The organism is Lysinibacillus sp. DFXJR4, from assembly GCF_057196045.1.
Window position 1 is genome coordinate 25,365 of sequence record NZ_JBXUNW010000018.1, and the last position, 24,254, is coordinate 49,618.

A 24,254-nucleotide genomic window follows, 5' to 3' on the forward strand; every position below is an offset into this window, starting at 1 on the left:
GTTGTTGTATAGTATTATTTTCCCCACCATATTTCACCTATCAATTTGTTTTTAAATTTATTATGTTTACCTCTATAGGAGTTTGTTCCGTTTCATTTTTCCTATTGTTTGTTATAAAAAATATAAGTTTAGATAAATATAATACTATAATTTTAAAATTGAAAAATAATAGGAATATAAATTAAATTTTATAAAAGTCGGTTCCCTTTCGTCCAGGAATCCGACTTTTTAATTTTGTTATAAATGATTTAACGCTTTGACATTCACTTTAACGGTTAAATGATGTTTTCCACCTGTATAAACTCCCTCGACAGGACTTATATCGGAGTAATCACGACCAATACATAAAATAATATGGTTTTCTAAAACTTCCACATTGTTTGTTGGATCTAAACCAATCCAACCGATCCCAGGTATCATTACTTCCACCCAGGCATGTGTCGCAATATCACCGACTAAAGCTGAGTGTTCATCAACGTATAGATAGCCACTTACATAACGAGCTGGAATTCCTTTCGCTCTTAGCACCGCGAGCATGACATGGGTGAAGTCCTGACATACACCACGTTTAAGCACAAAGGCTTCATTTGCAGTTGTTGTCACATCCGTTGCACTAGGGTCATACTCAAATGTTGAATATAAATACTGCATTAAATTAAGTGAAAAAAGGACTGGATTTTCAGCATGACCAATGGCATGATACACTTCCTCTAATTGATTTTCTGTCATATACGTAAAATGGGTAAATTTTAAATAGGGCAGATAGTGTTCATAAAATAGCTGAGAATGAAATATCGTTTGCATCTCTGGAGAATATTGAATACGATGAATAAACGGCGCACGCTGAATACTCACGATAGAAGTAGTTTGAATTTCCAATTCCTGATGCTGCTCAGGAATATAGAAAGTTCCAACTGTATTCCCCCAAATATCGGTATGCTCACGTGTTAAGGATGAGGGGGTTATAGCAATTCGATAGGATAATAAGCGCTGACGCTCATCGCTTCTTGGCTTTAAGCGGATTGTATTTAAGCTTTGGTCAACTTCAGACTCATATTGAAACTTATTAGTATGTTGAATTTCAAATTTCATTGTGTCCGCTTCCTTCTGTTTACTGACTTGCTTGTTGAAAGGGAGCTGTATTTGATTCCCTTCAAGGTTGTATGCTGGGTTCATATAAATAATAAACTGTCGCGAATGTTTGACTAAATTCAATACATTGGCGCAATCTTTCCTCCATTAATAAAATAATATCCTCTAAAGTAAAATTCCATAAATCCATATTCGTCATGGCGAAGATTGAGCTTTTCAAAGGGGAGTGTAACTCTAAAAACCTTTCTGAAAGAGAGTCCTTTTCTATTTGGATAAACGCCTCCTCTAATTTTTGTAGACAAAACATGAAAGATCGAGGGAAATGCTTATCCTGCAATAAATATTGAATAACACAGAGCAAATTTGTTTGATGATGTTTGCGTAAATAAGATTCTGTTGCCTCTGATAATTCAAGTAGAAAGGCACCATCCACTTCATTCATGGGTATCGCAACGTGTTTATGTTGCTCCAATACGATTAATATCATGCGAATCGTTTTTTCGGCCCGTTCCATCCATTTCCCAACTTGCATAAAGTAAAAAGGTAAATCACGATCCATGGACCCCTCAATTAATCCTGTAACTGTTAAAGAAGTCTTACGAACATTTTGCAAAAAAGAATTCAGCACAATAATTGGAATAGGCATTTGCCTTCCCATTATTTCCTCTTTAAGAGACAAATAAAATGAATTTTGCAATTCCCACAGTTCCGTAGGGATACTATCACGGGTCACACGTGCATTTTCTCGAATAGCACTCACAGTTGTCAAAAGGGCATTACAATTCTTTTTCGAAAAAAGTAAATATTCAATAAGAGGATTCACTCGAATTTTTTCAAAACAGGACAAATACTCTTCCTTTGAGGCACAAATATTTAATATAGCTTCCCAATGGTCAATATACTCATGCTCTTTCCCAGATTGCTCCAACATATTTAACAGCTGTCCCTGTAATATATGTGCGTTTGTTTGCGTACGTTCACTATATCTTGCCATCCAGTAAAGTGCGTCGGCTACTCGGCTTAGCATGCTGCCATTCCTCCTTTAATATCCATGTATCTTTTGCGCCACCACCCTGTGACGAATTCACCACTAGTGAGCCTTCCTTTAGTGCTACACGCGATAAACCACCAGGTAACACATTAATATCCTCACCCTTCATCACATATACACGCAAATCTACATGGCAAGGATAGAACCGACTATTTTGAAAGGCTGGAGCCCTAGATAATTTAATAGTTGGCTGTGCAATATATTGAGATGGTTTTTCATTAATTTTTTGTTTAAATCTTGCAATTTCATCCTCACTTGCATGAGGCCCAATTAGCATATCGTAGCCACCAGAAGCGCTGACATTTTTGATTACTAGCTCTTTCATATGCGCTAGAACCCAAGTCCGCTGGCTGTCATCACTTAGATGATAGGTCGTGACATTTTGTAAAATTGGCTCTTCTTTTAAATAGTAGCGAATCATATCAGGTACATAGGCATACATCGCCTTATCATCAGCAACACCATTCCCAATAGCATTTAAAATCGCAATATTCCCGGCTTTATAAGCTGCCATTATATGTGGAACACCAAGTAGTGAATCCTCCCGAAAAACAATGGGATCTAAAAAATCATCATCAATTCGACGATAAATTATATCAATCTGCTCTAAACCATAGATTGTTTTTTTATACACTTTTTCATTTTGAACAACTAAATCACGACCCTCTACAAGCTGAATATTGAGTTGCTGTGCTAAAAAAACATGATCGTAATAAGCTGAATTGTACATCCCTGCTGTCAATAAAACTGCCCTAGGCTCAGCATCAGGTGGCAAACATCGTGGTCGATGAGCGAGAAGAGCCTTTTTCATGAAGGCCATTTGTTTATCGAGAGACTGAATGGTATGCTTTGAGAAAAATTCAGGATACACTTCCTTCATCACATAACGGTTTTGAAAAACATAGGATATACCGGATGGATTACGTAAATTATCTTCAAGCACAAAATAAGTGCCATACTCATCTCGAATTAAATCGATTCCAGCTAAGAAAATATGATTATTGATCGGAACCTTTACTCCAAGCATTTGGTAATAATAATAAGGATTATTCTCTATGAGCTGCCTTGGAATTAATCCATCATTAATAATGGTCTGTTTATCATAGATGTCTTGTAAAAAGCAATTTAGGGCCTGCACACGTTGCTTAACACCTGCTTCAATTATTTCCCATTGCTTATAAGGAATGATAATGGGTACAAAATCAAAGGGCATTGTACGCTCCGTTCCACCTTGAGCTCCATAAACGGTAAAGGTAATTCCTTGTCTTAGAAAACTAGATTGGGCTTGCTGATATTTCTCGTCTAACTGCGCCTTCGAAAAAGCATTCAGCTTCTGATAAAAAGACCGATAATGAGGCTTCGGCTGTTTGCCATCTAACATTTCATCAAAAAATAAACCAGATTCATATAAATTCATCATATGGATCGCCTCCGAATTTAAGTAGTAAAGAAAAAATGTTAAACTAATAGCGAATACATAAAAGGAGCAGGTAAAATGACAATTATTAATTTAATGCAAGCATATGAGCTAGATAAGCTTTCAAAATTAGATATTACAGATGAGGAAATTGTACAAACATTGCACACAGGGGATGTGTCGATTTGGAAAGAAAGGGTACCTAATTACGAATTTTTAGAAACATTAGCACTTTTTCAAGAAGGGGAACAATTGTTCTTAGATGCCTTACATGGTAACTATCGTATAAAATATGTAACATTGCCAGGCATTCAACGTTTACTTCATCTTCGTTTTCAATTAGAAGAAGGGAAGGACTATCAATTATTAGAAGCAGGCATTCAGAATCTAACTTGTCATGAAGAAACCATCACTAAGCTTCAGCGAATGCTTTCAACAAACTGGACATTGTCAAAGCATGTAGATGGAACATACAGCATATTTATGAAGTAGATATAATCCAAATAATCCCATTCGCGTTATGAGACGAATCGACATGTATTATACCCCATCTTGTCTTTTTTTAAATCGTCTCATCGCAATTAAGTATACTAGATTTAAATATTCATTCTTCTAACGCTTTATGCATAAAACGGGGAATTTTCAAAAAATAAAGATGATTTTCTTTCTAAAGAGAATCGTCTTTTTTAACGTTTAAAATAGAACAAATGTTCTGTGCAATAAAAAAGGGCATTTTTTTCATCATAAAGTTCCCAAATTTATATTTGGGAACATTTTTTCATGGTAAAATAGAGCATATTGGAGGGATTTGATGCAAAAGACCAAGCTACCGAAATTCATGAAGGACTTCCTTGTTTATTTAACAACTATTAGAGGAAAGTCTCAGCGTACAAGAAAAGAATATGAATATGATCTGACACTCTTTTTCCGATTTCATTTAGCTGTCCAACAGGATTTAGATATGGGCAATATCACCTCTATCGATATTTCTACTATTACAATAGAAGAAATACGTGACATCACACTGGAAGATCTCTACTTATTTATGGAATATTGCGAGGTGCAGCGTGGAAATTCTGCATCTGCAAGAGCAAGAAAGGTTGCTACCTTAAAATCATTTTTTAAATATTTAAAAGGAAAGCGACGTCTTATCGAAGAAAATCCAGCCGATGAATTAGAAACACCAAAGATTGGGCGAAAACGACCAATTTATATGAATATAGAGGAAGCTAGACAATTTATCGACGGCATTCAATCTAATCATGCCTCACCCAGAAATTATTGCATGATGATGTTTTTCTTGAATTTAGGAATTCGAGTATCAGAGCTTTGTCAGTTAAATAAATCATCCATACAAGGTCGATATCTAACTGTTGTAGGTAAAGGAAATAAAGAACGGACAGTTTATTTAAATGATAGCTGTATGCAGGCACTCACAGACTATGAAGCTTGTGGAAAGACAGCCTATAAAGGAGAGGGAGAAGAGCCCCTATTTGTTTCTCAAAAGGGAACACGCTTTACTCGGCAAACCGTAGCTAAAATAGTGAAACAGATTAATCATCAATCAGGACTTCAAAAAGAAAGATTGACACCGCATAAACTCCGACATACCTCTGCTACCATGATGTATAAAGCAGGGGCAGATATCCGTAGCCTTCAGCATATACTGGGGCACTCAAGTGTGGCGACAACGCAAATTTATACGCATATTGAAGATGAACAACTTCAACAGGTGCTCGAAAATAACCCATTTAATATTGTCCACAATAAATAAAATACTATATCTTACAAATTTAAAGGAATTCTACGATGTTAAAGAGAATATGTCATAATAGAACATATGCTGAATAGAGTTCAATAAACACAAAGTAAGGGGAGAAGCCTTTGAATTCATTTATTACAAATCAGCTAATGGAAACTAGGAATAGTTTATTGGCTGAAATCGAGCTGTTAACTAATACTCAGTTCAATGGGAAGCACGAAGCAAGCAGTTGGAGTATAGCGCAAGTTTGCCATCATTTAGTTTTAGTGGAGGAATCCACTATTAAAGCGATTGCATGGGGATTAAAGCAAGTAGATGCTCAAAAAACAATACGAAAAAATGTTCAACAAATTGCCGACAGATCTAATAAAATTATAGCGCCGAAAATTGTTGAACCGGCTGAAGATCTATTTACTGTTCAGCAAATAATGGATTTATTGAATGCTTCAAGAAAAAAATTAATTACCTTTCTTGATACAATCGAGGATAAATCCATATTAGCTGAGAAATCCGTGAAGCATCCAGCACTTGGTGAATTGCCTCTTGATCAATGGATTGAACAAATATATTTACATGAACAGCGACATATTGAACAAATAAAAGAGATCAAAGGTGCATTAGAGTCAACCTCTAACACTTTATAGAACATCCAATATCTCCATTTGAAGATGGAGATATTGGTTTTTTATTGTCGTCCATTATATTTATTTTATAAGCAAATACTTGACGACTAAAGAAAACTGTTATATATTAAATAAAAATAAAAACAACTGTTATAAAACAGTTTGATTAGAGGAGGAACTCTTATGTCAAAGTATCGTGATGGCTATGAATTTTATTGTGAAATGTGTGAACGTTATGGATTAGAACCAATTTCTTTTCGTTATTATGTCCTACAGTTATCTCAACAGCAACTTTCTGCTTATAACATGCAAGCCAAACAATTAGGCGTTTAAGGATGTGATTATTACGGAAGCCGATGTGAATATTTTATGAAAAGCCCAGCCATACTAATTGATATGGACTGGGCTTTTAAATAAATCAATTATGCCTCGGCATAATAGTATCCAGAATGGGCTTGACTTCTACTAAAAGAAGTTAAAAGAAATATCAGACAACTTATTGACTTGAGAATTCATCTGTTATATATTATTTAACAAATAATGTTTCTGTTATAGAACAATTATTATTATTTAAGCTACACATTTGAAAGGAAGTTATTAGGATGACAGATTATCGAGAAGGCTATGAATTTTATCGACAAGTATGTGAGAAACACGGACTTGAACCAATCAATTTTCATTATTACATTTTAAATTTATCGCAGGAGCAATTAGATGCATACAATGAACAAGCAAAAGCATTGGGAGGCCGAATAGAATATGAAATCTCTTAGCGCATGAAATGCCTTACTGCCTGTATGTGACAGTAAGGCATTTTTGAATGTACCCTAAAAGAAGAATTTATTTAAGTATCGTAAAAATTACATCAAAATCATATATTCTAAAGATAAAAAGCCTAAAGATAACATTTTAGATAGTACTATAGAATTACATATCTTTAAAATAAGAGAAATAATGTATGTTTAATGCACCTAAATTTTGTCGATTTCCTTGAAATTTATCAAATCCAGATTTGAATGTTTTTGATATTTGGGTTGAATTAACTGCTTTTCTAGGACTATAATATAATTACATAAAAAAGGGCACTATACCACAACTTTATACCTCGAAGTAAGATAAAGCAAAAGTACCAAACCCTTCTTATTTTAATGAACGGAGAATGAAAATGATGAATATCACGCCTAGTAGTATCAATCAAGTTAACTACAGTTTGAAAGAATTACAAGATATTTTTTCAGCCATGAATAGTTCAATCATTGTTGCCATTACAGACAGAACTGGAAAAATCACTTTTGTTAATGATCATTTTTGCAAAATATCAAAATATACGCGTGAAGAATTATTAGGTCAGGATCACCGTTTGCTTAATTCGGGCTTCCATCCAAAATCTTTCTTCAGAGAAATGTGGAAAACAATTGGTAAGGGGAATATGTGGAATGGCGAGGTATGTAATCGCGCAAAGGATGGCAGCCTGTATTGGGTAAAAACAACAATTATTCCGTTCCTGGATGATAACGGAAAGCCATATCAATATATTGCTATACGAGTTGATATTACTGCTCAGAAGGATATAAAAAAAATTACTCACATTGCTTATCACGATGAATTAACAGGACTACCAAACCGTCGTAAATTAGAACAACGTTTAGAAAATGAATTCCATCAATCCCGACGTACAGAAGAAAAGTTTGCGTTGTTTTTCATTGATGTTAATCGTTTTAAAAACATTAACGATGAACTTGGTCATATTATCGGGGATATGTTTTTAGTAGAGATGGCGAATCGCCTACGCAATATTGATCATACATCTAATTCTTTCTACCGACACAATAGTGATGAATTTGTGATGATTCTTAACGATGTAAGCCGTATTGAGGAGATGGCCAAGGAAATCATTGGTGTATTTAATGATAGCTTTATTGTCGATACGTATGAGTTCTATGCAAGTATTAGTATTGGCATTAGTATTTTCCCAGATCACGCAAGTTCCATTGAAGAGCTATTAAAAAATGCTGATATTGCTATGTATGCAGCAAAATCTACACGCGGCAATCAATATCGCTTATACCGTCCAAATATGGAAGAGGCAAATGATAAATGGCTATTACTCGAAACAAAATTACATCAAGCTTTAAAAAAAGATATTTTAGAGCTACATTATCAACCAAAAATAGATTTAAAAACAGATAAAGTGATTGGAATGGAGGCGTTACTTCGCTGGTATGATCCTGAATTAGGTCAAATGCCACCTGACCGCTTTATTCCTTTTGCAGAGGAATGTGGACTTATTAATGATATAGGTGTTTGGGTGTTACGAAAAGCATCTGCGCAAGCACGTGCTTGGAACGAAAACTACCATTTAAACTTACGAGTGGCTGTTAATATCTCTCCTATCCATATCAGTACAACAGGCTTTGTTGACATGGTTCGAGACGTTATTGCAGAAACAGGAATAAATCCTCATTTATTAGAAATTGAAATTACAGAAATGAGCATGTTGGATTACACAGAGGACTTAATTGATACAATTAAGCAATTAAGAGCTCTAGGAATAACGATTTCTTTAGATGATTTCGGAACGGGCTATTCATCGTTGAATTACTTAAAGAAATTCCCTGTAGATGTTTTAAAAATAGATCGTGCATTTGTTCGTGATATTGTCCCAGAAAAGTCAGGAATCGCCATGATTTCCGCGATGATTTCTTTAGCACATGCATTAAACCTTGAGGTAGTAGCAGAGGGCGTAGAGGAAGAAGCCGAGTTAAAAGTGCTTCGTGAGCAGGGCTGTGAGTACGTACAGGGCTATTATTTTAGTAAACCACTATCGGTAGAAGACTTTACAAAACTGATTGATGATAGTGTATCAGTGAATAAATCCGACTTTTAAATATGAAAGTTAACTCAAAATGATTGATATTTTTTAACTGTTTTGCTAAAGTTATTGAAAATATAGAAATTGATGATGTGGCCAAGTAAGAAAGAATTGTGAACCAGAAAATATAGCAGCTGCTGAGAGCTATATCACCGCTTCTTATCTGAAAACCTACCACGGAGATGTTATGCAAACATAACCGGATCGTTTTCGTTACCAAACGTTAGAGGGTTTTAAGTTTACCGCTTAAAACTAAATTAAAGGTGGTACCACGTCAATCTAGCACAAAGACGTCCTTATTCAGAGGATGCTTTTGTGCTTTTTATTTTATAAAAATGGAGGAAAACACACATGTCAAAACAACTAGAAGATTTTTCGAAATGGTATATTGAGACCATTCAAAAGGCAGATTTAATGGATTATACTCCGGTTCGTGGCTGTATTGCCTTTAAACCAGATGGCTATGAAATTTGGGAGCATATTCAAGAGGAAATGGACCGTCGTTTTAAAGAAACAGGACATCGTAACGCCTATTTCCCAATGCTAATTCCTGAATCCTTCTTCCAAAAGGAAAAGGATCATATTGAAGGGTTCTCACCAGAGCTTCCTTGGGTGACAGAGGCAGCAGGTGAGCAATTAGAGGAACGCTTGGCGCTTCGTCCAACATCGGAAACGATGATTGGCCATCTTTACTCAAATTGGATCAAAAGCTACCGTGACCTACCAGTTCTTATTAATCAATGGGCTAATGTCTTCCGCTGGGAAAAGAAAACACTTCCTTTCATTCGGACATCTGAATTTCTTTGGCAGGAGGGACATACAGCTCACATAGATGAAGATGATGCCCGTAAGGAAACAATGCAAATGCTAGAGATTTATAAGGAAGTTGTGGAGCAAGTATTGGCGATTCCTGTCTATGATGGACAAAAAACGCCTTCTGAACGTTTCGCAGGTGCTGTCGATACGTATTCCATTGAGGCGATGATGAAAAACGGCAAGGCAGTTCAAGCTGGTACATCCCATTATTTAGGTACAAAATTTGCTGAAGCCTTTAATATTAAATATTTAAATAAAGCGAACCAGCACGAATATGTACACACAACGTCCTGGGGTACTTCTACTCGTTTAATTGGTTCTGTCATCATGGTGCATGGTGATGAGCAAGGGCTTATTTTACCACCAAAAATTGCACCAACTCAGGTAGTATTGATTCCTGTGGGTCCATGGAAAAAGAACCCTCAAATTATGGAGCATTTGGATGAGATTTTTGCAGGACTAAAGGCAAAAGGTATTCGGGTACGTCTTGATGATTCAGACCAATCGCCAGGCTTTAAGTTTAATGAATGGGAGCTAAAAGGTGTGCCAGTTCGTATTGAATTAGGACCTCGAGACCTTGAAAACAATCAAGCTTTACTGAAAGCACGTGATGAAAATGAAAAACAAACCATTGATTTGTCTAATGTTGTGACAGCCATTGAGGAAGAACTAACGACGATGCAAAAGCGTTTACTTGAAAAAGCTCGTCAATTCCGTGAGGCAAACACTCATACAACGATTGACACCCTATTACAATTACAGCAGCACATTAAAACAGCCAAAGATAATAGCACTATTCCAGGCTGGGTTCTTGCTGGATGGTGTGGGGATGATGCATGCGAGGAAAAAGTGAAAGAAGAGACAAAATATACGACTCGTAACATTCCATTTAATCCACCAACAGCTAAAACGACATGTATTTGCTGCGGAAACGAAGCAAAGCATACCGTTTGGTTTGCTCAGGCATATTAAAAAATTGTGATAAAAAATTCACCCCAATTGTTAGATAATTGTCTAATAATTGGGGTGATGTACAATAATGGGAGGCTAATTATTCAAATTTATTTGGATTTCCATCAAAAGAGTTATCTGCTATTTTGATGGATTCGGATGGACACCCTTCATAAGCATCATATAGATCATCATAAAGTTCTTCTGGTACTTGAACAGTTCCTTTATTGTTATCAAGCAGTGCATGTGAATTTCCTTTAGTATCTTGGCAAAAAATCTCTGGTGCAACATCGCTACATGTACCGCAACCGATGCAAGTATCTTTATCAACAATTGTATATTTCATTTTTTCCTCCTGTTTAAATAGTTTAGACTTTCTATTTTTCCATTAAGCTTGTACTATGAGGCGTTTGTATATTTGCTGTTGGATCAATATATACTTTTGCATTACTAATAGCAATAGGTGCTTCTCCAAATCCAGTTGCAATTAATTTCAGCTTGCCTTCATGTGTGCAAATGTCTCCAACTGCGTAAATGCCCGCTATATTTGTTTCCATACGACTGTTTACTACAATTGAGTTATCTTTAATCTCTAACCCCCAATTTTTTATGGGACCCAAGGAGGAAACAAAGCCGTAATTTACAATAACGTCATCTACGTCAATTGTTTTTTTGCGGGTTCCTCTTACTTCTTCTAAAACGACCTTGTCAATTCGTTCCTCTCCGATTAGTTCAGCTGGGACAAATGGTGTAATTATTTGAACTGTGGAGTTTTGTAAATATTCTACACTTTTTTCGTGCGCACGGAATACTTCTCTACGGTGCACTAATGTTACCTGTTTAGCAATCCATTCTAGCATTAATGCCCAGTCAACAGCAGAATCACCACCACCGAATATGATGACTCTTTTTCCAGCAAATTTATTTACATCATTAATGAAGTAATGAATATTACTATTTTCATATTTTTCTGCGGCTGCAAGTGTCAACTTCTTTGATTGAAATGCGCCATTACCAGCTGTGATGATAATTGTTTTTGAATAATGAATTTCAGAATTTGTCATCAGCTTAAATATGCCATCAGTTTGTTTTTCTACATATTCAACCGATTGTTCAAGACAAATTGAGGAGGTGAATTGATTCATTTGCTTCTTTAAATTATCGACAAGTTCTTGAGCACGAATCTTCGGGAAACCTGCGATATCATAAATGTATTTTTCAGGATATAATGCGGATAATTGTCCACCAAGCTGCGGAAGACTTTCAATAATTTTCACGGATAATTTCCTCATACCTGCATAAAAGGCAGCAAATAATCCTACTGGTCCGCCTCCTATAATAGTTATGTCAAAAACTTGATCATCTTGTGGCATTAATTTCACTCTCCTTAATTCTTTATGGTTATATCTTAGATAACAAGAATGAAATGTAGCTGAAATTCTGTGAAAGATTTAATATTTACTCTAAATTAAATAATGATAGATTTAGTTATGAATATTTTCAAAATGTAGTACGATAAATGTGTCGTATCAAAAACATTCAAATGATTGTTCAAACCCTTACCAAAATTATTGTTTTCACACACTGCTACAGAATCATGTTACCTATATTCTGCACTTTCAGTTTGATGAAATAAATAACTTGGTAGATTATTTTCGCGACTCACCATTATGGTGCAAACTAATTATTGATAATAGCTAACTAAGAAAAGGGAGAATAAAATAAATGGTAGCATTAATCGATTGGAAAAATGGCGCGAAAGGACACAAATTTATAGCTTCCTTTAGTGGAGGAAAGGATAGTGTCCTAGCCATATATAAAGCATCACAAGTTGGCCAAGCGATGGGTCTTATCGTCATGTTGGAGGAAGAAGGGCAGCGTTCTAGATCACATGGAATGCCACCGGAGGTAATACAGGCACAAGCTGACTCGATAGGTTTACCTGTCTATACAGCTGCTGCAAGTTGGGCAGAATATGAAAGTGTATTTTTAGGTCTTTTAGAACAGGCTAAAAATCAAGGGGCAGAGGTATTGGTTACTGGTGATTTAGATATGCCTGCACATGGCTGCTGGCATGAAAAGATCACAAAAAAGGTAGGATTAAAGCTCGGCATGCCTTTATGGGAGATGGATCATCGAGAAGCTGTCGATGAATTTATTCACCTAGGATTTGTTACGATGATCGTCACGGTCAATTTATCTTTAGGCATGACGGAGGATGATTTAGGGCGAGTTCTTACACCAGATTATATTAAGGAACTTGAAGCCCGAAACATTGACCCTTGTGGGGAAGGTGGAGAATTCCACACAACGGTTATTGATGGTCCTCTTTTCCAATATCCAATTACTGTTCGAAAATGTCCGATTATTAGAGATGGAGGATACGCATTTTTACCTTTGGAACTTGCAAAAAAAGAATCTAAAAAAAGGGGGGGAAAATGAGCCCAAAGTTAGATTTATTACAAAACATTGATAATCATGGTTTTCATCTTTTTGCTTTCAGTTCATTTGCGTTAAATGAATAAAATCTCCATTCTGTGGATTGGCCTTTAAATTATTGAAAGTATATTTTGCCTTAGCCTTTAAAAGAAATGTTAATAAAGCCATTGTAACGTTCCTGCTTGTTGCTAGGGTACCGTCAGGATAATGCGCATTTACAAGTCCATTTTCCTGACGGTACCCCTTTATGCAGTTTCAATTCATGCCTATGTATTGGATTTTTAAAATCTTATTCTATCCTTATTTGTTGGAATACTATTATTTACTTTTTCCCATGTCCCATTTTTAAATAATTCGTATTGTTCAAAAGCACAAGGCAATCCTTTTGCAGTAGCGATGTCACTACTATCCATAAGCTGAAAATGCAAATGCGGCGCAAAGGAGTTACCTGAATGTCCCACTCTACCAATTACTTCACCTTTTTTTACACTCTGCCCAACTGAAGCCTGAATGGAGCCTGTTTGAAGATGGACTAATGCAGCGTATACATTGTCGCCACATTCTATAATGATGTAGTTACCAGCAACTGATTGTATGTTGTCTTTCTTTGGATCGAAATAATGAGCATTTTTATAAGCGTTAGTCATATCTGAAAGTACTCTTGTTCGTGTAAGTTCTTTATAACCATCCTCTGCTTTGACAATGATCCCATCACAAGGAGCGTATACGTCTTGCCCCCAACAATAATATTCATCTAAGGGAACCCCAAAAAGTAGATATTGCGCCAAGCTAACGCGATAAGCCGGCCAACCCTTTCTTTCCCAATCCACTTGTATAAAATCATAAGCATATCTTGATCCTAATTTGTTTGTACCATGACTCGGAATTTTTGTCCCTGGAGTGTTAGGAGAGTGCCATTCCCCCCTCAAAGGAAACCCTATAATTATCGGCTCACGCGCATCAATCATCATTATTCCTCCTCTGTCATTCTTTACCTACATTATTAAAAATGACTAATGCCACAAGGGGAAGTGGCAATACAATACTGATAAGTACATACGTTTTCGTGTTGAAAGCACATTTCCCAACCCCTTATTCTTTACTTGACGTATAGTATACTTTTCTCAGTTCATCAAAATATCCATCAAGTTTTTCAACTACGAGTTCATAGTTTATAGCCTGAGAATCTGAATCTCTAATATCCTCTAATATTTCATTGGTAAATCCAACATTAACCCAGCGTATAAATTGTTTGCACTTTTCAATATCCAACCCTACTCTAAATTTAGCTTCATCTATTCCATCAAATAATTTAGGAGAACAGCTTGAATGTTCTTTGTGTACTCTGTTTTCGAGTTCCTTACTAATCTCTTTGGATTTAGTGGGCTGTAAAATTTTATGAAACTCAAAAATCCAGGGGTACCTTGCCCATAATTTAATTTGCAATTGATACGATTGACGTAATCTGTCAAAAATATCTTTTTCATCATAATTCATCAATTCAACATATTCATTTTTAATTAGGTCAGAGAAGTAATCATACACAACAAGAAATAGCTCCTGCTTGCTACTTACATAGTGGAACATAAGAGCTTTAGAAATTCCGGCTTCTTTTGCGATTACATTTGTTGAAGCATTGTCATACCCCTTTGATGAAAATTCTTTTAATGCTGCATTTAGAATAGCGTCCCTCCTTTGAGGGTTTAAATCTAATAACTTTGTCAACATCGGTCACTCCTTTATAAGAAATGAGGTTTTACCTATTAGGTTAATTTCATTATATAAATGTTTACCTATAAGGTCAATGTAAAGACAGTATGATGTAGTTTTATTTGCTTTGATAAGCGTCCAAAGGGTTACAAAAAATTATTTTGAGCAATGTACTTAGGAGGATGTGTGCGTTTTAATTCTAAAAAAATGGTGCTGGTAGATTCTCTAAGACAAGTAAAACTGTCTTAACGTTGTTCAGATAGGGAGTTCGAAGGGTTTAACTTCTGTAACTTTATTGCATTTTGAACATATGTTTTGCAATGGTATAAAACCAATATCATTTTGACTAAAATAATAATTGACTGGACACTAAATGGTGTCATATAATTAAGACACCATTTAGTGTCCTATTAGAAAGGGTGGTGGTTTTGAGTAACAAGCATCAAGAGCGTGACGTTTATGTAGCCATTGCTGATCCAACTAGGCGTCAATTGCTCAATTTGTTAGCAAAGGCAGATGAGTTACCGCTTCATGAATTAACGGCTCAATTTGAAATGGGGCGTACAGCTGTATCTAAACATTTGACCATCCTAAAAGATGCTGGTCTTGTTATTGCTCGAAAAGAGGGTAGAGAAACGAGATATAGGCTGAATGCGGCTCCATTGAAAGAAATACAAGATTGGGTATCAATTTATGAAGGTTTCTGGAAAGAAAGAATTTCAAAATTACATTTACTATTGGAGGAGAAAAAATGAAACCAGATGTATCATTAGATTTTAAATTTACAAGTTCGATTGAGCAGGTATGGCATGCCCTGACAGATTCGGATACACTTGCAAAATGGATTTGGAGCAATGATTTTCAGCCGATTATAGGCCATAAATTTCAGTTCCGTGCTGAGCCAAACGAATGGTGGGATGGCATTGTCGATTGTGAGGTGCTTGAAATAGAAGAGCCACATAAATTATCATATACTTGGACAAGTGCTGGAGAAACTACGACCGTTACTTGGACATTAACACAAACAGCAGACGGTTCAACACAGCTACATCTTGATCAAGGTGGATTTAGTGAAGAAACAAAAGCTCGTCAAGGAGCTATCGAAGGGGCAAAATACGCTTGGACGAATATGAGTTCGCAGCTTGAAAAAGTATTAGCTTAGTTCAAACAAAATTGAGACAAATGAGAGCGCAATTCCTTAGCAAGAATTGTGTTCTTTCATTTTCTGAAGGAAGCTCTTCAAAGAAAGCAAGGGGATCTTTGAAAAACCTTAAGCACCTACTTAATTTAGTATATGGAAGGATAATATAATGAAGATCAATCAACTAATTGCTAACAATATTAATCGGTTAGATGTTGTCTTACCAGAGGATCAATCACTAGGAATTGCAGGTTTGTCAGGATCAGGAAAAACTACATTTTGTCAAACAATTGGGGAAGAATCAAAAAAACGCCTTGTTTCTTTATTGCCAAAGGCAGAATATCAATATTTATTTCCAAATATTATGGAAACAAATTTCAGTGCCATCAAAATGGAGGACATGCCCTTAGTTCTTTTTTTAGGGAAATCATCCATTTCTACAAATCCACGTTCAACAATTGGCACGCATACGGGTGTTTTTAAAGAGATTCGTGATCGACTGGCAGATGAATTCCATCTGTCTCCTGAGGTTTTTTCCTTTAACAATGCATTGGGCTGGTGCCCTGCTTGTAAAGGACGCGGTACAACAAAAAATATAGAATGTAAAAAATGTGAGGGCAAGCGCTATAGTCAGGAAGTAGAACAACATAAAGTAACTTTATGGAATGAACAATTTAGTATATCTGACATTCACAATTTAAGCATCGAAACAATCTTTTCCCTGACAAAGGAATTAAAAATTAGTGAAGAGAAACAACATATTCTTCAAAATATTATCCAAATGAATATTGGCTATTTAACATTAAATCGCATTATGGGCACCTTGTCAGGAGGGGAATTAACTAGACTTTACTTAGCAGAATTTATGGCAACAAGTGAAAATACGGTCATAATTATTGATGAAATCTCTGTTGGTCTTGATCATAACACCCTAGTTAAAATTTTAGAACAAATACAGCAATTAGGCTCTAAAAATCAAATTTGGCTTATCGATCATTCCGATACAGTGCTAGACACGGCTAATCAGCCTATATTCTTTGGACCAGGTAGTGGCAAATATGGTGGACAAATCGTCGATGCATCTCCTCGACCACAGCCAGTCTTTTGGGAACGAAATCAGAAAAAACCAACTACCTTCTATCAATTCCATGAATTACATTGCCGAAATATTCAAATGGACGAAATAGAAATCCCTCAAAACCGACTGGTAACCTTTACAGGAGAGTCAGGCTGTGGGAAGTCAACACTTGTCAATGAGTGTATTGCAAAGGATTTTGTAAAGCGCTATCCAAAAGATAAACTAGTGATGATAGGACAAGATCGCAACCAATCGATTACTAGCCGTTCCACTGTCGCAACATTCCTCGATATTAAAAAGAAATTAACCAAATATAGTGAGGATATTGATGATATTTTTCTACGCTCGATTGAGGATATTATTGACGAACTTCCGAATGAAGATATTGCCCATAAGCGTCTAAGCTTGCTTATTAAGCTTGGACTTGGTTATTTGACGCTGGAAAGAAAAACACAATCCCTATCAACTGGTGAATTCCAATGTGTGCATTTAGTGTCAGAGTTGTTTGCAAATTCTCGAAATCCACATACACTCTTTATCTTTGATGAGCCTTCTAAAGGGCTATCTCAAAACATTTTAAATCAATTTATTGATAGTATCAGAGACATTTTACAAGAAGAATCCATCTCCATCATGATGATTGAGCACAATGCCTATATGTTAGAAAGCTCAGATTTTATTGTTGATTTTGGTAAAAGACAGCAGGAGCCAGTGACACATCTTGAGGTGGTGAGCCATGAACACTATTTTAATCAGGATAACTATGCAAAAGATACAGCTCCATTACAAATCGCATCCACGCTGGAATCAAGAAATGGTATTCAATACTTAGAAGACCATCCTATAAGTTATTTTAAAAATGCAGAAAATGTTTATAAAGGTGGCATCTTAAAAAGCCTATCCTCAATGGCCCGTCTCATTTATGGTGAATATGAATCAATCAAGATAGCCCCCGTCATAGCTATTGATCTTGAAAGACATCTGTATAGTCAATATAGTTTTTTATATGAAATAGCTGGACTCATAAATCGCATTATTGCTGCACATCCAACAAATAAGGATACAAGAAGCTTCGATTTCTTTAGTCAAGAAAATCATTGTCCAAGCTGTTCAGGAAGATTAGAAATCGAAAAATTTGATTTTGAGCTTGTCATTCAAGACAAAAACGTTCCATTTTGGGATGGATTACTACATCCAGATGTGATGGAGGTCTTAAAATACTATCAACATTCCAAACTGGAGTTCCTCTTTGAAGAGATAAAAAATGAACTTGGGCAAGATATTAGTAAAAGCTATAATGACATGACCGAAGATGAAAAGCATACATTTTTATATGGTTATTGGGAAAAATCATTTTATGATAAAGCAACGAAATCCTCAAAAAAATGGGAAGGCTTTAATTTTATTATTGGTCGCTATATTGTCATTTCCAAATCAATCATTAAAGAGCAAATGAAAGAAACTAGAGTGATGATACCTTGCCCAATATGTCATGGTTCGGTCCTCAATCACCAAAAGAAATTACAATTCGGTGATTTCGATATACGTGAAATTATTCATCAACCGATTGATGAGGTTATAAAAACAGTTGGGGAATTACCGGAGCTAGAAAAAATCAAAGCCATCGTTGGGGGAGATATGTCGCTTACAACCGATGTTTCCTTACTACCTAGGGAAACAAAGGTATCGTTGAAAATGCTTGAATTAGAGCTTGCAAGATTTGTCGGTTATGAAATCGTTTTACAAAACGCGCTGCCATTCTGGGATAGTATTAAGGATAACATGAAAGCAATAAGCAATAAAAATCTAATTACCATCTGTGATTTTGCTACTATTAACGAAACTCGAGAAGCCATTATCGATAAATATTTCACCAATGGAAAATTCAAAAAACTAACGTATGTCTATGAGGCATTTGGCTACAAAAAAATCGTTACGCAACTTAACAAGGTGAAAACAAGTCATCCATGCCCATTCTGTAAAGGGAAGAAAGTCATTTCAGAGGATAATCTTCATGATGGTATATTTAAATTATCTGTTCCTTGTGTGAGTTGTAAAGCAAGTGGAATCAATGAAGAAGGACGAAAGGAAATCGTCGATGGCATTGACGTACAAACTTGGTTAACTGGCACAGTAAAAGATGTTGTTTCAGAAGGCACACAACTTGAGGCTGTTGCCGATATTCCTATTTTCAATCGCATTAGAGAGCTGAATAAACAAGAGATGATGGCGATTTATCAATACCTTGAGCTGAATAATTAAAAAACCAAAAAACTCATTTGCAGTAATCCGTTGCAAATGGGTTTTTTGTTGAACAATTTCCAAAGAAATTCAAACAGTGTCGTCTTTGACACCTCGACCGTATTATAAGTTAATGGATGGGTATTAAAAGGGGAGATATTCTTTGGTAAAAAAAGTATTGTTATTTGGTGATATTGGAATTGATGATACCGTTGCTTTAATCTATGCAAGATTAAACCAAGAAATAGAAATCGTAGGGCTAGTCGCTGATTACGGAAATGTATCGAGAGAGGATGCAGTATCCAATATCTATTATGTAATGAAATTATTTGACTTTCCTAAGGGAATTCCTGTTATTTTGGGGGCAGAGATTCCGTTAACGGGAGAACAGCCAACATATTATCCAGAAATTCATGGGGAACGAGGGCTTGGTCCCATTATACCGAATGAAGATCCCGAAATAAAAATCGAAAACTTTTGGGAGATCATCAAAATTATTGAAAAATATAAAGATGAGCTAATAATCGTCAATATCGGTCGTCTTACCTCACTTGCGACGATGTTTATTCTCTATAATAAACTCATGAAGAATGTGAAGGAAATTTATATGATGGGTGGGGCATTTTGGGTGCCTGGCAATGTCACAACAGTGGCGGAAGCAAATTTTCATGGAGATCCATTTGCAGTTAATATTGTACTCACTTACGCTACGAATGTAACGATCATTCCTTTGAATGCCACACAAAAGGCCATTGTCACACCGGGAATGGTTGATTATATCGATTCTTTTGGAAAAACGAAAATCCTCAAACCCTTAATGCAATATTATACCCGATTTTATCAAGAACGGGACCCTTCACTTCTTGGGAGCCCCGTACATGATGCATTAACACTTATGGCAACGATTTATCCTAATATGTTCATTTATGAGTCGTACCCTGTAACAGTTGTCGATAAATTAGAGGGACCTGCTAGAGGGCAAAGTATAGCGGAAACACGACCCTATGAGAATTTAAATGATGGAAAAAAAAGACACCGCATTGCGTTCGATATCTATTATGATATGTTCTTTCATAATTTTATGTCCATTATGACAGGCCATAAATAACTTATTCAAAAACGCCGTCTCTTAAGATCACAAATTTGACTTTTACATTTATTTTCATGTCTTTATACATCTTATGCCATTTATCTTTGGTTAGATTGGAATGTCTTACAGCGCTTCGATACTTCTCTCCAAAACCAAAAATATCAGATTCGACTTCCTGACTATGGGCAATCACTCTTGTAATTTCCTTCGCCAGTTTTTTTTCGATCGCTTTTTCAAGTGCAGCCACACTTTCTCGATGGCCTTGATTGATGTCAGGATAAACTTCTAATACCCTTGATCGAATTTGAATGTTTAAATCAAACTCTGGCTTCGATGCATCCACCAATACCATATCTCTTTTCGAATGAATCGCATCAAAAGCTACAGTGATTTTGTCTGAAGATTTATGTTTTAATTTAGGTGGAATATCCTCTTTTTCCAAAATTGCCTCATATAAGCCAACTTTAAATGTATCCCTAACAATCTTTACATAAAAACTATCTCTTGCAGGGAGTGAACTAACCATTTTTCCACCTTTAAACAGAGCTACGCCACTTAACTTCACAAATTCACCATCTCTTTTGACAATCGGCATCGCTAAATCCTTACCAATTGAATAATAATCATGAGCTATTTGATGGAGCGTTGCCGAAATCATATATTCTTGTTCAATATTTTGTTCAATAAGCCTGAATATATGTTGGCCGATATCTTCAATATCTTTATATTCATATTTCAGAAATGGTGCTGCTTTACCTTCTACCACTGCCATATAAATACTATTGCTGACATTAGCATTTTCTAAATTGGTATTAATATAATAGTGGAGGTCATCTTTCGCCAATTCTTCGCCAAACAAAACAACCCGCATTTGACCGACCATAATTTTTTTAGAAAGCTTTCGATTGGCTTCCATACGATTGCCTTTACTTGTATCGTTTTCTGTCGTCAAGACCTCCACCTTACTTTGGAATTCTGGATTGACTTCACGAATTACCGCTGTTGTAGAAATTTTTTTCTCTGTTCCTACATCGTAGCCGATTAATGTTGTTAATCCCACTTTATCCAAAATATTTGTCTGTACACAACCATATAAAAAAATTAGGGAGAGAAGTACAATAAAACAGCATCTAAGTTTGTTCATTTTTTTGCACCTTCTTCAATCGGAAGTTCTTTTTTAGTATAGCCAAAAGCCATAGTAAAATAGGGTAGACAAAGACAACATAAAAGGCTGTATGTCCAAATATTGTGTTAATCGTATTAATCTGTGTGCGTGTTTGGATAATTAATGTGGCGATAAACACAAAGCAAGAGAATATCCAAACAAATGTTGTACCTCGAATATTGACTAATCGAATTACTCCACGGTAAGCAGCCCATAAATACAGACATAGATTCGGTATAATAATCAGCATCCAAAAACAAACAGCTACAAATTCAAAACGCTCTATAAAAGGGAAGCTGATAAAACTAAATAAAGTCAATGTTGCCCATATTGTTTTCACTAGCTTTCCCTCACTGTAATAGGTAATCGACACTAGCATGACTGATAAATAAATAAAAGTTGAAAACAATAACCCTAAATGCACAGGTTTTCGAATATTTTTTTTATCTTTTACAAAGGGATAAAAAACGTTTAAAATTTCAAAGCCAATAATGGTAAATGTCATCGAGTGTGCACCTTTTAAGATGGAACGAATGTCGTTTTCTAAAATAGGAAAAAGACTGTCTACGCTGGAATACTTCAGCGGGAAGGCTAACATCGGAATTATCCAAAGAGAGAGAATAACACTGAAAAAAGACACACCCACTATTACTCGAAGCCCGCCAGTAAAGGCATAGATAATGATGATTAGTAAAGTAGCTGAAAGAAACCACGTCCCTATACTGGGGAATATCCATGCCTGGATAACTTCAATATAATTTCGTAAAACAGAAAAAAACGCGACAAAGCAATAAAAGACATACATAGCATTTAAAAAATTGCCCATCCATTTTCCGTAGATATCTTGCTGTATTCCGTATAGATCATTGGAGCCATAGATCTCTAATGTTTTAATCATACAAAAGGCGACGATATGTGTGGCAATACAAGCTAGAAGAACTGAAATCCATGCATCCTGTCTTGCCTCTTGGTAGATAATGCGTTGAAATCCCTGTATACCAACCCCAACTTGAGCGCCATGCACGACAAAAAAAAGCATATAAGCGTTGATCATCTCTTTAGGGCTAAGCTGTATAGGATTTTTCATTTATTTCACCTTCAGTTCAACTTTTTTCCGGTTTTACAGGCTCAGGTTCGAATTTATTTTTATCCTTTGCTCTAGTTAAAGCAGGTCTTTTCGCTGTTAACGGAATAGGCATCCTGATAATACTATCCCGCATTTCTTTCATCCTAGGTGGATAGAAAGGAGACAGATACGGGGCACCCAGACTTGTTTGACGTAAAAGATGAATAAGAATGAAACAAAAAGCCAGCATGATGCCATAAAAGCCCCAAAATCCTGCTAGTATAATAATCGGGAAGCGAATTAGTCGAATCACATTGCCCATCATGTAACTTGGTGACGTGAATGATGCTAGTGCACTTAAAGCAATAATTATCAGTAAAATATTACTTGTAATACCTGCCTGCACAGCTGCTGTCCCAATAACAATACCACCTACGATACCAATGGTTTGACCAATTTTAGTTGGTAGCCTTGCCCCAGCTTCTCGTAGTAATTCAATGATAAACTCCAATAGTAATGCCTCGAATATAGGTGGGAAAGGAACCAAGGCTCTAGATTCACTTAATGGCACCAAAAAGGCTTGAGGAATGACTTCATAGTGAAAGGTTAAAGCTGCTACGTAAAAAGGTGTTAAATAGACGGATAAAAAGAAGGCAGCAAGTCGTAATAATCGAACAAACGTGGCAATTTGCCATCTTAAGTTTTGATCCTCCTGACTTTGAAAAAATTCAGTAAATGATTGCGGACAAATAATGGCCAAGGAGCTACCATCTACAATCATGCCTATTTTGCCATCTAAAATCGCATCACAAAACCTATCTGGTCTTTCAGTTAACAACATCTGTGGGAAGACAGATAGAGAGTTATCGTCAATCATTTCAGAGAGCACTGCACTATCGAGTAGTTCATCGAGATGAAGATCTGTGATTCGTTGGCGCAAGGTATTCACCATTTGATTATTAGCAATCCCATTCATATATAAGAGTGCAACAGAAGTATTGGTGCGCGTGCCAATTTTTAGTTTTTCATTACAAAGATCGGGACACACTATGTAACGGCGGATTACGGAAATATTTGTGGAAAGACTCTCATTAAAACCAACCTGTGTGCCAATTACTTGTGATTCATTTTCAGGCGCTGCTAAAGCTCTAGATTCTCTATTAGCGATATTGACTAAAAGTACTTGCGGGAAGCCCCCGACATGAATAACAACAGAACCATTGACGATACCATCTATTGCTTCCTTTAGTAGACTGGATATAACGACTTCAGGAACAGAAAGTGCAGCCTCAATAGAATTTGGCGTATCATGTGGTTTGTTTTGTAAATTGGCGATAATATCATTATTCAAAGTCTGATTGTCAACTAATTTATCGATATAAAAAAGCGTAAGGTTCGGTGGAATCGTCTTAATGATTAAATCAGCTGGATTATTTGTAGCATTTTTAATCGACTGAATAAAATGATCTGTTGCAATAGCGACCCTCACAAGATTTTCTTTTTCTTTAGGCGCCGCTTCGACAGATGGTGGTTGTTTTTTATTGAAAGGTAGTTTAAATTGCATGCAGAATTATAGGCTCCCTTCATTACTAACTTAGTTTATAGAATTGACTTTTGAAGGGCGTTCTATACTTATTTTGTACATCTTCTAATAGGCATCGCTAAATGTATAGCCTAAAATAGCAGTCTTTATTTAGTACTCCTTCACCCATTGCTAATTAGAAAAAAATAGCACAAATC

At 35.9% G+C, this 24,254-nt stretch carries 22 protein-coding genes; 12 read left to right on the top strand and 10 right to left on the bottom strand.

Features of this window, described 5'->3' with window-relative positions; genetic code table 11:
* Positions 1–237: 237 nt before the first annotated feature.
* From AC2CGN_RS21995 to AC2CGN_RS22005, 3 genes are all read right to left on the bottom strand, one after another.
* Positions 238–1,092: a transglutaminase family protein gene (locus AC2CGN_RS21995; protein ID WP_286924375.1), complete on the bottom strand. Its 855-nt coding sequence runs from the start codon at positions 1,090–1,092 to the stop codon at positions 238–240.
* A 61-nt stretch (positions 1,093–1,153) separates the two neighbouring features.
* Complete coding sequence (locus AC2CGN_RS22000) at positions 1,154–2,119, bottom strand: alpha-E domain-containing protein (RefSeq protein ID WP_484516232.1); 966 nt, start codon at positions 2,117–2,119, stop codon at positions 1,154–1,156.
* The gene (locus tag AC2CGN_RS22005) at positions 2,073–3,563 is read right to left on the bottom strand and encodes a circularly permuted type 2 ATP-grasp protein (RefSeq protein ID WP_484516234.1); all 1,491 of its coding nucleotides are present in this window, start codon (positions 3,561–3,563) and stop codon (positions 2,073–2,075) included. The genes AC2CGN_RS22000 and AC2CGN_RS22005 overlap by 47 nt, the downstream gene beginning before the upstream one ends.
* A gap of 75 nt (positions 3,564–3,638) precedes the next feature.
* Here AC2CGN_RS22005 and AC2CGN_RS22010 point away from each other — a divergent pair, with 75 nt between their 5' ends.
* From AC2CGN_RS22010 to proS, 7 genes are all read left to right on the top strand, one after another.
* Entirely contained in the window at positions 3,639–4,052 is a 414-nt protein-coding gene (locus tag AC2CGN_RS22010; RefSeq protein ID WP_429987303.1) for a hypothetical protein, read from the top strand.
* A 319-nt stretch (positions 4,053–4,371) separates the two neighbouring features.
* Positions 4,372–5,334: a tyrosine recombinase XerC gene (locus AC2CGN_RS22015; RefSeq protein ID WP_484516236.1), complete on the top strand. Its 963-nt coding sequence runs from the start codon at positions 4,372–4,374 to the stop codon at positions 5,332–5,334.
* A gap of 110 nt (positions 5,335–5,444) precedes the next feature.
* Positions 5,445–5,966, top strand: a complete 522-nt coding sequence (locus tag AC2CGN_RS22020; protein WP_484516238.1) for a DinB family protein — start codon at positions 5,445–5,447, stop codon at positions 5,964–5,966.
* A 162-nt stretch (positions 5,967–6,128) separates the two neighbouring features.
* A complete protein-coding gene (locus AC2CGN_RS22025; protein WP_283868035.1) occupies positions 6,129–6,278 on the top strand; it encodes a transcriptional regulator in 150 nt (49 codons plus the stop codon).
* 269 nt (positions 6,279–6,547) lie between these two features.
* Positions 6,548–6,718, top strand: a complete 171-nt coding sequence (locus tag AC2CGN_RS22030) for a hypothetical protein (protein ID WP_054771784.1) — start codon at positions 6,548–6,550, stop codon at positions 6,716–6,718.
* Between the two features lie 392 nt (positions 6,719–7,110).
* Positions 7,111–8,832, top strand: a complete 1,722-nt coding sequence (locus AC2CGN_RS22035; protein ID WP_429981775.1) for a putative bifunctional diguanylate cyclase/phosphodiesterase — start codon at positions 7,111–7,113, stop codon at positions 8,830–8,832.
* A 336-nt stretch (positions 8,833–9,168) separates the two neighbouring features.
* A complete protein-coding gene (gene proS / locus AC2CGN_RS22040) occupies positions 9,169–10,605 on the top strand; it encodes a proline--tRNA ligase (protein WP_429987306.1) in 1,437 nt (478 codons plus the stop codon).
* A 79-nt stretch (positions 10,606–10,684) separates the two neighbouring features.
* On the opposite strand, the gene AC2CGN_RS22045 is transcribed toward proS, so the two are convergent.
* Together AC2CGN_RS22045 and AC2CGN_RS22050 are read right to left on the bottom strand one after the other, a co-directional pair.
* On the bottom strand, positions 10,685–10,930 hold the full coding sequence (locus AC2CGN_RS22045) for a ferredoxin (RefSeq protein ID WP_484516241.1): 246 nt from the start codon (positions 10,928–10,930) through the stop codon (positions 10,685–10,687).
* 31 nt (positions 10,931–10,961) lie between these two features.
* Positions 10,962–11,957 carry an NAD(P)/FAD-dependent oxidoreductase gene (locus AC2CGN_RS22050; protein WP_484516243.1) on the bottom strand — a complete coding sequence of 332 codons (996 nt, stop codon included), beginning with the start codon at positions 11,955–11,957 and terminating at the stop codon, positions 10,962–10,964.
* Between the two features lie 352 nt (positions 11,958–12,309).
* Here AC2CGN_RS22050 and AC2CGN_RS22055 point away from each other — a divergent pair, with 352 nt between their 5' ends.
* Entirely contained in the window at positions 12,310–13,026 is a 717-nt protein-coding gene (locus AC2CGN_RS22055) for a Dph6-related ATP pyrophosphatase (RefSeq protein ID WP_484516245.1), read from the top strand.
* 278 nt (positions 13,027–13,304) lie between these two features.
* Here AC2CGN_RS22055 and AC2CGN_RS22060 read toward each other — a convergent pair whose 3' ends face one another.
* Positions 13,305–13,991: a M23 family metallopeptidase gene (locus AC2CGN_RS22060; RefSeq protein WP_484516247.1), complete on the bottom strand. Its 687-nt coding sequence runs from the start codon at positions 13,989–13,991 to the stop codon at positions 13,305–13,307.
* A 124-nt stretch (positions 13,992–14,115) separates the two neighbouring features.
* Positions 14,116–14,748, bottom strand: coding sequence for a TetR/AcrR family transcriptional regulator (locus AC2CGN_RS22065; RefSeq protein WP_484516249.1), 633 nt, complete (start codon positions 14,746–14,748; stop codon positions 14,116–14,118).
* A 413-nt stretch (positions 14,749–15,161) separates the two neighbouring features.
* Here AC2CGN_RS22065 and AC2CGN_RS22070 point away from each other — a divergent pair, with 413 nt between their 5' ends.
* The 4 genes from AC2CGN_RS22070 to AC2CGN_RS22085 all read left to right on the top strand — a co-directional run bounded on the left by AC2CGN_RS22070 (position 15,162) and on the right by AC2CGN_RS22085 (position 20,301).
* Positions 15,162–15,488 (top strand): ArsR/SmtB family transcription factor, encoded by a 327-nt coding sequence (locus tag AC2CGN_RS22070; protein ID WP_283868043.1) that lies wholly within the window; start codon positions 15,162–15,164, stop codon positions 15,486–15,488.
* Positions 15,485–15,895 carry an SRPBCC family protein gene (locus AC2CGN_RS22075; RefSeq protein WP_484516251.1) on the top strand — a complete coding sequence of 137 codons (411 nt, stop codon included), beginning with the start codon at positions 15,485–15,487 and terminating at the stop codon, positions 15,893–15,895. The genes AC2CGN_RS22070 and AC2CGN_RS22075 overlap by 4 nt, the downstream gene beginning before the upstream one ends.
* Positions 15,896–16,043: 148 nt before the next feature.
* Positions 16,044–19,214, top strand: coding sequence for an ATP-binding cassette domain-containing protein (locus AC2CGN_RS22080; protein WP_484516252.1), 3,171 nt, complete (start codon positions 16,044–16,046; stop codon positions 19,212–19,214).
* A 142-nt stretch (positions 19,215–19,356) separates the two neighbouring features.
* Positions 19,357–20,301 (top strand): nucleoside hydrolase, encoded by a 945-nt coding sequence (locus AC2CGN_RS22085; protein ID WP_484516253.1) that lies wholly within the window; start codon positions 19,357–19,359, stop codon positions 20,299–20,301.
* 1 nt (position 20,302) lies between these two features.
* Here AC2CGN_RS22085 and AC2CGN_RS22090 read toward each other — a convergent pair whose 3' ends face one another.
* From AC2CGN_RS22090 to AC2CGN_RS22100, 3 genes are read right to left on the bottom strand one after another with little or no spacing between them, the layout of a single operon-like run.
* Entirely contained in the window at positions 20,303–21,427 is a 1,125-nt protein-coding gene (locus AC2CGN_RS22090) for a Ger(x)C family spore germination protein (RefSeq protein WP_484516255.1), read from the bottom strand.
* Positions 21,414–22,535, bottom strand: a complete 1,122-nt coding sequence (locus tag AC2CGN_RS22095; RefSeq protein ID WP_484516257.1) for a GerAB/ArcD/ProY family transporter — start codon at positions 22,533–22,535, stop codon at positions 21,414–21,416. The genes AC2CGN_RS22090 and AC2CGN_RS22095 overlap by 14 nt, the downstream gene beginning before the upstream one ends.
* Before the next feature lie 16 nt (positions 22,536–22,551).
* Positions 22,552–24,078 (bottom strand): spore germination protein, encoded by a 1,527-nt coding sequence (locus AC2CGN_RS22100; protein WP_484516259.1) that lies wholly within the window; start codon positions 24,076–24,078, stop codon positions 22,552–22,554.
* Positions 24,079–24,254: the final 176 nt, after the last annotated feature.